The organism is Streptomyces sp. HSW2009 (assembly GCF_040240285.1).
In the GTDB taxonomy this organism is placed as follows: Bacteria; Actinomycetota; Actinomycetes; order Streptomycetales; family Streptomycetaceae; genus Streptomyces.
Window position 1 is genome coordinate 1 of record NZ_JBEHZD010000902.1, and the last position, 1,915, is coordinate 1,915.

The following is a 1,915-nucleotide window of genomic DNA, read 5'->3' on the forward strand; positions in this document are numbered from 1 at the left end:
GATCAGTTACGTCATCAAGGGGCGCGGCCTGACGACGTTCGACGAGTACGCGGTGGTGCCCCGGCGACGGCGGAGGGGGCGGGGGGGCCCCCCCCCCCCGGGGGGGGGCCCCCGCCGGGCCGGCGGCCACCGCGTACCGCGAGGTCAACGACGCGGTGGCCGACGTGCCGGGCTGGCTCGGCACGCTGTGTGAACTCGCCAGCGAGGGCACCCTGCTGGCGCTCGGCGCGCTCCTCGCCTGGGTGGGTGCGAGCGCGCTGCGCCGCGGCGACGCGCGCCAGGTCGCCGGTGCCCTGCTGATCGGCCTCGGCACCGTGGCCGGCTACGCGGCGAGCGAGGCGCTGAAACTGGCCGTGGACGAGGAGCGGCCGTGCCGTGCGCTGCGCGGCGCCACCGCCCTCGGCGAGTGCCCGGCGTCGGGCGACTGGTCCTTCCCCAGCAACCACGCGACGCTCGCCGCCGGAATCGCCGTCGGGCTCGCTGTCCTCCGCCCGCGCCTGGCCGCCGTCGCGCTGCCGCTCGCCGCCGCCGCTGCGCTGCTGCGGGTGGTGGTCGGCGTGCACTACCCGCACGACGTGCTGGCCGGCGCCGCCCTCGGGGGCGCGGTGGCCGCCGCCGCGCTCATCGCCCTGCTGCCGTCGGCCAGCCGCGCCGCGGCGCCGCTGCTGGCCCGGCTCTCACCCGCGGCCCGCCGGCCGCTCGGTGGGCGCGACCACGCCCGCCTCGTGTGCGACGACCGCGGCAGCGGCCCGGTTGTCCACGCCCAGCCCGGCCAGGACGGCGCTCACATGGGCCTTGACCGTGCCTTCGACGACGTGCAGCCGGCGCGCGATCTGGGCGTTGGAGAGCCCCGCGCCCAGGTGGGAGAGGACCTCGCGTTCCCGGGCGGTGGGCGCGGGGGCGCGCGCCCCGGCGGGGGGGGGGCGGCGCCGCCCGGGCCCCGCGCCCCGCGCCCCGCGGGGGGGCCCCCCCCCCGCGGCGGCCGCGGCCCGGGCGTGCCGGGGGGGGGCGCGCGGCGACGCGCTCCCGGGCGGCGGTGCGCCGGCTCGCCAGGTCACCGGCGCCGCTCGCCGCGAGGTGCGCCACCACCCGGGCGGCGACCTGCGGTGACAGATAGGCGGCGCCGTCGGCCACCGCGCGCACCCCGGCGATCAACTCCTCGGGTTCGCCGGACTTGATCAGGAAACCGACGGCGCCGCCGCCGAGCGCCCGCAGGATGTAGTCGTCCTCGCCGAAGGTGGTCAACATGAGCACGGCGGTCTCCGGCGCCGCCGCCCGGATCTCGGCCGCGGCGGCGATCCCGCCGAGCCGCGGCATCCGGATGTCGAGCACGGCCACGTCGGGGCGGTGCCGCAACACCGAGTCCACCGCCTCGTGCCCGTCGGCGGCCTCGGCCACCACCTCGATGCCCGGATCGGTGCGGAGCACGGCCCGTACGCCGGCCCGGATCATCGCCTCGTCGTCGGCGATCAGTACGCGGATCACAGTGTTCTCAGCCCATCAGTACGTCGAGCGACACCAGTGTGTCGGCGCGGAAACAGAGTCGGTAGGCGTCGCCCGCCCGGTCGTCGAACGGGTCGGCCGTCATCGCGTAGTACGCACAGTCCGTGCCGGCAGCCGGCGCACCGGTCCCGGACGGCCGGTGCGTCGTCTGGCGGTCCGGCAGCACCCGCTCGACCGCGGCCCGGTCCTGGCCCACCCGCAGCCGTGCGTAGTCGCCCGGGTCGAGCACTGCCCCGGAGGTCGCCACGGCATCCCAGACGATCAGTACGGCGCTCAGCACCGCGCCCGTGACCAGCGGGAACATCAGCGCGGCCAACAGCGTACGGCGCACCCGCCGACGGGCCCTGCGGTGCTCCTGCGGCAGACCGCCGGGGGCGCGCCCGCCCCGCCCCGCCGGCGGCCCCCCCCGCCC

At 78.7% G+C, this 1,915-nt stretch carries 3 pseudogenes; 1 reads left to right on the top strand and 2 read right to left on the bottom strand.

What is annotated here, in order from left to right:
- Positions 1-113: 113 nt before the first annotated feature.
- A pseudogene (locus AAHZ94_RS33390) lies at positions 114-665 on the top strand (phosphatase PAP2 family protein); the annotation flags it as partial.
- A 12-nt stretch (positions 666-677) separates the two neighbouring features.
- Here AAHZ94_RS33390 and AAHZ94_RS33395 read toward each other — a convergent pair.
- Positions 678-1,452: pseudogene (locus AAHZ94_RS33395) on the bottom strand (response regulator).
- A gap of 40 nt (positions 1,453-1,492) precedes the next feature.
- A pseudogene (locus AAHZ94_RS33400) lies at positions 1,493-1,915 on the bottom strand (sensor histidine kinase); the annotation flags it as partial.